At 71.1% G+C, this 6,440-nt stretch carries 9 protein-coding genes; all 9 read left to right on the top strand.

Annotated features, from left to right (window positions below; all coding sequences use genetic code 11):
• On the top strand, nucleotides 1-764 hold a 764-nt coding region (locus D5H75_RS40605; protein WP_206781988.1), incomplete at its 5' end, for a hypothetical protein.
• Between the two features lie 55 nt (nucleotides 765-819).
• Nucleotides 820-1,533 (top strand): hypothetical protein, encoded by a 714-nt coding sequence (locus D5H75_RS40600; protein ID WP_147425481.1) that lies wholly within the window; start codon nucleotides 820-822, stop codon nucleotides 1,531-1,533.
• Between the two features lie 85 nt (nucleotides 1,534-1,618).
• On the top strand, nucleotides 1,619-1,873 hold the full coding sequence (locus D5H75_RS40595) for a hypothetical protein (protein ID WP_119931968.1): 255 nt from the start codon (nucleotides 1,619-1,621) through the stop codon (nucleotides 1,871-1,873).
• Between the two features lie 28 nt (nucleotides 1,874-1,901).
• The gene (locus tag D5H75_RS40590) at nucleotides 1,902-2,204 is read left to right on the top strand and encodes a hypothetical protein (protein WP_119931967.1); all 303 of its coding nucleotides are present in this window, start codon (nucleotides 1,902-1,904) and stop codon (nucleotides 2,202-2,204) included.
• An 83-nt stretch (nucleotides 2,205-2,287) separates the two neighbouring features.
• The gene (locus D5H75_RS40585; protein WP_119931966.1) at nucleotides 2,288-2,764 is read left to right on the top strand and encodes a hypothetical protein; all 477 of its coding nucleotides are present in this window, start codon (nucleotides 2,288-2,290) and stop codon (nucleotides 2,762-2,764) included.
• A gap of 315 nt (nucleotides 2,765-3,079) precedes the next feature.
• Nucleotides 3,080-3,382 (top strand): hypothetical protein, encoded by a 303-nt coding sequence (locus D5H75_RS40580; protein ID WP_119931965.1) that lies wholly within the window; start codon nucleotides 3,080-3,082, stop codon nucleotides 3,380-3,382.
• A gap of 579 nt (nucleotides 3,383-3,961) precedes the next feature.
• On the top strand, nucleotides 3,962-4,852 hold the full coding sequence (locus D5H75_RS40575) for a hypothetical protein (protein ID WP_119931964.1): 891 nt from the start codon (nucleotides 3,962-3,964) through the stop codon (nucleotides 4,850-4,852).
• 56 nt (nucleotides 4,853-4,908) lie between these two features.
• Nucleotides 4,909-5,370 (top strand): type II toxin-antitoxin system Phd/YefM family antitoxin, encoded by a 462-nt coding sequence (locus D5H75_RS40570; protein WP_119931963.1) that lies wholly within the window; start codon nucleotides 4,909-4,911, stop codon nucleotides 5,368-5,370.
• An 807-nt stretch (nucleotides 5,371-6,177) separates the two neighbouring features.
• Entirely contained in the window at nucleotides 6,178-6,432 is a 255-nt protein-coding gene (locus D5H75_RS40565; protein WP_119931962.1) for a hypothetical protein, read from the top strand.
• Nucleotides 6,433-6,440: the final 8 nt, after the last annotated feature.

Below are 6,440 nucleotides of genomic sequence, written 5' to 3'. Positions count from 1 at the left end.
GCGTGGTCAAGGCCGGCGCGAATGTGCGCGTGGACGGGCGCGGCTCGGAGCGTGAGCCGTACGTGGTGGCGGCGCGGCCGCCGGGCGGCGCCGACCCGTGCGTGCCGATCCAGGACTGCGCCGCCCCGGGGATCGGGCCGGGCCTGGTGTGGGATACCGGGGCGCGGCGGCTGGACGTGCGGCTGTCCGCGGCCCCGGGAAATGGTCTGACGTTCGGTGCCGATCAAGGGCTGTACGCCAGCGCGACGGGGGCAGGCTGCACGCAGATCCAGGACTGCGCGGCCGCGGCGTGGGGGCCCGGGCTCGTCTGGTCCGCGGGGGCGCGGACTCTGGGAGTGCGGATCTCCACCGACGTCGGCAACGTCGCCACCGTCAACCCTGACGGGCTCTATGCCCCGGAAGGGGGGGCGCCGCCGGGCCCGGCCTGGACCGCGTTCACGACGGCGGGGCTCGGGTCGGGGTGGGCGCTGGGGACGCCCGCGCCGCAGTGGCGGCGCTGGCCCAACGGGCTCGTCCAGATGCGCGGCGTGATCAACCGGACGAGCACGACCGCGGCCGCCAACGTGTACACCGGCCTACCCACAGCACTACGCGTGCCCGCCGGCCGCTACAGCAAATTCCGGGTGGTGGGCAACCAGGGCGCAGTCGCCGTCGTCAGCGTCACCATCCGCTCTGACGGGAGCATGGGCGCGGTGCGGACCAACATCAACTCCACGACCTGGAGTTTCGTCTGCCTCGACTCGATCCGGTACGCGGGGGCCTGACATGGGATGCGGGCACGTGTGCCTCTGTGCTGTGCAGGGCGCGGACGGTGTGACGGTGACGGGGGATGGGTCGGGGGCCGCCCCGTATGTGGTGGCCGGGCCGGCGGTGGCGATGGACTGCGGCCAGGTCCGCGCGTGCATGGCGCGCCTGGCCGGGCCGGGGCTCGAGTGGCTGCCGGGGACCGAGGAGCTCGCAGTCAAGATCGCCGAGCCCACCGATTTGGAGATGCGCGCGGATGGGCTGTGGGCGCCGTCGACGGCCCCGGACTGCGCGGCCGTGGTCGACTGCGTCCCGTCCGCGCTCGGGCCCGGGATGAGCTGGGACGCGGTCACGGAGCGGGCGACGTGGCGCCTGTCCGCGGATGCCGGGCAGGGGCTCACGGTCGGCGCCGACGGCGGCGTGATGGCCGGGGGCGGTGTGGTGCCCGACCCGACCGCGTGGAGCTCGCTGGTCGCCGGCGACATGCTCAACGGGTGGCGGCTCTCGTCACCGACGCCGCAGTGGCGGCGGATGGGGGATGGGCTGATCCAGTGGCAGGGCGAGATCGGATCGCCGACGTCGGCGACGCCCCCGGTCGGGCAGGCGATGGTCAACCTGCCGGTGGGGGCCCGGCCGACGTCGGGCACGCCCTTGGATTTCACGCTGCCGGTCCTGGCCGACAACGTCGTGCTCGCGGTCCGGGTGACCGCCACCCAGATGATCGTTCAGTACCGGACGACTCTCACAGAGAACTCGTTCTACCAGCTCGACACGGTCTCCTACTATTAGCGACTCCCCCCACCCATGTTGCGCAATGGGATCGGATACGTGTACGTTTCGAGGTGAGGACAACCCCCGGAACGAAAGGGAAGTCATGCCGAGAAACTGGCTCGACCTGCGGCCCGAGGCGTTCGGACGGCAGCCGGAGACCGGCCTGCCGATGCTGCTGACGCCCCCGGGAGACCCGTGCGGCACGCTGCCGCTCGACCTGTTCGCCGACGAGCCCGCCGCGCCGCGGCCGCGCGGGTGGCTCGAGCTGTCCCCCGCCGCGTTCGGCCGTACGCGCGGCGCGCAGGGGGCGTTGTTCGCCGACCAGGACCCCACCACCCCGGACATGTTCACCGCCTGACCGCCGCTCCCGCACGAAAGGAAGAACCATGGCGACCAGAACGGCGACCACGTGGTACATGGCCGAGGTCGAACAGTGGCACCCCCCCACTCAGGAGTGGCGCCCGGTGAACGAGAAGGCCGTGAAAACGAGCGCCGCCGCGCGCGAGTGGGCGGAGAAGCGGCTGCGTAACCACGTCGCGGGGGGCCTGCGGGCGCGCGTGATGCGGATGCGCGCGGTACCGGCGTCGCTCGACTCCACGCCGCACCCGCTCGGCGCCCACTGGCTCGGCACCCGCCCCATCGGCGACGACGTCGAGTGGGTATGGGTGGAGCCCGGCGACACGCCGTAAAGCCGACTCCCCCCACCCCCGTTGCAGTGGCGCGGTCTTGGGCGTACGGTGGGGCGCGTCCCTCCCGGAAAGGACACGACCACGTGACACAGCAACAGGAGAGCAGGAGCTATCTATCGCTCGCGCAGTGCGCCGAGCTGATCGGCCGGAGCGTGCAGACGCTCCGGGACATGCGACAGACCGGGTGGTTCCTCGACCCGGATGTGGTGCTCGTGCCTGCGGCCGATGGGCCAGGCGTGCCCGGCTGGGACCGGGCGCGCCTGATCGCGTGGGCGCAGGAGACCGGCCGTCTCGACGCGCAGGGGCGGCCGATCTCCGGGGCGCGCGAAGGCGGCCGATACGTCGGCGAGACTCCGCCGGCTCGCTGGCGCAACCGGCCTGAGGAGTACCTGTCGGGGCGGGCCTGCGCGGTCGGCGCCGGTATCAGCGTGAGCACCTTGCGCAAGCTGCGGTTGCTCGGCACGTGGCCAAACCCGGATGTGACGGTGGGGATCTTCCCCGGCTGGTCTCGCGAGACGTTCGCGCGGGCTCGGCACCACACCTCGGAGGTCGCCGCCTAGCACTCACGACAACCGCATCTACAGGATCGGCCGCAGGCCAGGCCCGCCACGGATCGCCCTCCACCGCCAAGTACAGGGCGCTCCGGATACGCGAGCCAGGCCCACGGCCGGGAACCACTACCCAAACGGAGGCACGCGCGTGCGCGCACCCCTACCTGCAGGGTACGCCGTCAGGCTGCCCTACGTCGACGACACCACCCCTGATCGCCACGGCGAGGACCTCGCGACGCGCCTCGCCGAGGGGCCGCAAATCCACCAAATCCGGGGCGCATGGTGCCACTGTGGCTCCGTGAGACTCACCGCCGGGGCGGCCGCGTGAGCGGCCGCGTGGGGCCCACCGCCGCCGCCGAGCTGCTCACGGCCGAGCTGCTCGAGGCCAGTCGGCGCCTGGACGCTGAGATCGTGCGCTATTACTCGCTTAAACGGGAGATGGCCATCGCCGCCGCCCGGTACGGCGAACTCTCCGATGACATGTGGGACCAGTGGGCGCAGGCCCAGGCGGCGTACAAGGCCGCCAGCGCCGCCTACCTCGCCGCGGTGATCGCCGCCGAGGGCAGCCCGGGTGCCCGCGTCGCCCCGCCGGGCCGACCGTCCAGCCGGCGGGATCGGGCCGCGTAGCAGACGCCCCCCATCCCGCCGGAGTCGCAGTCACAGATCCGAAATCGGCGGCAACAGGGGGTGATGATATGTAGCCAAATGAGGTAGAACCTTTGCCAACGACGACGTTGCGGATCTGGCTGTGTGCTCCCTGAACGCCGGGCCGGGCCCCTCGTCCGTCGCGCTCGCGGGTGAGACGTGGCCGAGCAGGTCACAGCGGGCCGCCCGCCGACGCGCGACCGAGGGACTCGGTCATCAGGGCACGAATGCACAACATCCGGGACCCCGGCGTCTCGCGGACTTGTACGAATACGAACGACCCAGAGAAAATGCGAAAACCCGCCGATGTCCTGTTGATTTGGCGATCACAACCTCGGCGGGTCTCGCTGCGACGTCCTATGCAGGGGGACCGTACGCACTCCCAGAGTATCAGTGCGGCCCGCCAACAGCCCATAACGGCCGAGACATGGGACGTCCATAGTGAACGGACGCACCCCTATGCAGACCGCTTCAATCCCTCCCCTACCTGCGCACCCGCCCCACGACGACGCCGCGTGGGTCGTACGGCGGCGCCGCCGCTGGCGCGTCAACATCGAACCCGTGTTCGACCCCGGCGTGAGCGACATCGCCGCGTGCCTGTACGTGATCGTGGCCGAGCTCGCCAGCGGCGAGGGCTGCAACGCCCGGACCGCCACGCTCGCCCGGTACGCCGGAGTATGCCGTCAGACGGCGCAGGAGGCCCTAGGAGAGCTCGGGGAGTACCTGACCCGCGACCCCGACTCCGAGCGGCTCCGTACGGGGCCTCTGCCGATCAACCGGTGGCATCTGATCGGGCGCCACCAGGTCTCGGAGATGCTGTGTGATGAAAGGCTCGGCCGGCACCGGGCCCGGGCGGTGCGGCTGCTCCTGGCGCTGCGCCACTGGCGCGACGTCGGCCGCCTCGACGACGACGACTCTCCCGGGTACGCCGAGATGGCCGCGGTGATGCGCCGGGAGGACGGCGCGCCGGTCTCCACCGCCACCGCCCGGCGCATGCTCGAGCTGCTCGAGGAGGTCGGGTACATCTCCTCCCGCCCGCGCTCGGGCAAGCCCAAGCACTACACCGTGTACGACGCGCCGGTTATCCACACCCCGTGCACTGAGGCGACAGACCTACCGGCCAGTAGCGGCGAGACCCCGTGCAATGAGGCGACAGGTACCGCGTGCAATGAGGCGCAGGAGACCCCCGGCACTGAGGCGACACAGAAAGGTCAATGGATGACTAGGGGGAATGAGATGGACTCTGAAGACGCGAGGCCGCCGCTCCGTGTCGTGCACGGCACCGGCTCGGACAGCGCGCCGCCCACACGTTTCAAGAGGAGTTGGGGGGATTCGCCTGCGGCCCTTCGGGCCGCGGCCAGGCGCGGCGCCGCGTACGCGCGCGAGCTGTGCGGGTGGGAACAGCCCGCGCCCGTCGCGGAGGCCGCCGAGGATGCGCCCGCGCGCGAGTGACGCGCGGCCGCCGCCTCGGGGCCCAATGGACCCGCCCTCACGTACACTGACCGGTCATGGGCGACGCACACGACGCGGCCGGAGACGGCCCGGTCACCGAGGTCCGCACATCGGATCTGCGCAATGACATGGCCGGCTACCTGGCTCGCGTGACGCGTGGCGAGCGCCTCGCCGTGACGGCGCGCGGGAAGCGGATCGCGATGCTGATCCCGGCGACGCCGCCGCCCCGCGTCGAGACGGTGGGGGCCGTCGCGGTGGCCGAGGTACCCAAGGGGCGCGCGGCACACGTCCACCGGGTCAAGCTGCTACGGGCGCTCGAGGCCGCTACGGCAGTCAAGTACCTCGGCGTCACGCCGGCACCGCTGCGTCAGTACGTGGTGGCGCTTCCGGGGCGGCCGACCCGGAAGCGGAACCTGACCAAGCACGAGGTCACCGCGTACGCCGCGGCGTGGGCTGATGCGATGCGCGCCCGTGGCCGGCCTTTGGAAGAGGTCGAGGAGCTCCTACGCGACAGATAACGGCATCGTCGCGATCATGTCGCGAAATAGGCGCGACACGTTTATGCGAAGAGGTTTCACGTTCAACGGGCAGCGAAAAGCGGAACGCAACTTCAGGTATTACGGGGAGGGAATGAGGTGTATCCGCCGGCGACTCGATCCGCCAGGGAAGACACGGACCGCGCCAATGGGGGATCAGCCGACGGATAGCCCTATTTCGGCCCGAGCAAGGCGGAAAAGGATGCGGGGCGCCGCGTCAGCCCTTGTGCGAAGGTCGGATCTCCACACACCAGCCGTGCCGCGGCGCCCCGTACGGCCCCCTTGCGGGGAAGCGTACCGGTTTGGAACAGGTACACGCTAGGGGTATTTCGGGCAGCTTTTGCACCATTTCCGACATGCCTTACCCCGCTTGTCAACGCGGGGTACTTGACGCCCGATCCCACACCATGACACGACAGACGATTAGGGGCCCAACCGGGTTTACCGGACGGGATTCGGAATGTTGTTCGGTCCGGTTGGGCCCGAGGGTGGGCGGCCGGGGGAAGGTCGGATCTCCCCCGGCCGCCCCCGCGCGCTGTCTACCAGTCTGTCTCGCGTGTCTCACAGGCGCGCTATGCCACACCGTAATACGCTGATCACGGTTTGGGGCTTTCACTCCGCCCCTGCCACCGCGGACAACGCGGGGTCATCGCCCGGCGCCCGCCCCCGGACCGTCGTCCCCGGGGGCGGGCGCCTCCTTTATGGCCAACGACTCCCCCCACGGGTGTTGCGCAATGGGCTCAGATACGTGTACGTTCTGCGGTGAGGACAACCCGACCGGAGGACGACATGACCACCGACACCCGCCCCGCCGCCGAACCGGCCACCGACGCCCAGATCAACGCCGCCGGCTCCCGCCTCGCCGCGGCGCTGACCGCCGCCGGCCTCTCCGCCACCCTGACCGGCTCCCGGCGCCATGGCGGCCGAATCGTTGTCCGCGCCACGCGCCCCAGCACCCCGGCCACCGCCACCCAGCCGGTTACCCTGACGATCTCCGCGGCACACGCGGTCGCCGACCTGGTCGGCGCCCTGTGCCCCCGGTGACGGCCCCC

This window comes from Bailinhaonella thermotolerans, assembly GCF_003594875.1.
Lineage (GTDB): Bacteria > Actinomycetota > Actinomycetes > Streptosporangiales > Streptosporangiaceae > Bailinhaonella > Bailinhaonella thermotolerans.
The sequence above is the reverse complement of the archived record's forward strand: the minus strand, read 5'-3'. Positions and strand labels throughout refer to the sequence as shown.

Coding starts and splice junctions, on each gene's coding strand:
- D5H75_RS40595 (WP_119931968.1), top strand. CDS start 1,619: ATGCCGAGAAACTGGCTCGACCTGCGGCCCGAGGCGTTCGGACGGCAG.
- D5H75_RS40590 (WP_119931967.1), top strand. CDS start 1,902: ATGGCGACCAGAACGGCGACCACGTGGTACATGGCCGAGGTCGAACAG.
- D5H75_RS40570 (WP_119931963.1), top strand. CDS start 4,909: ATGGGCGACGCACACGACGCGGCCGGAGACGGCCCGGTCACCGAGGTC.
- D5H75_RS40565 (WP_119931962.1), top strand. CDS start 6,178: ATGACCACCGACACCCGCCCCGCCGCCGAACCGGCCACCGACGCCCAG.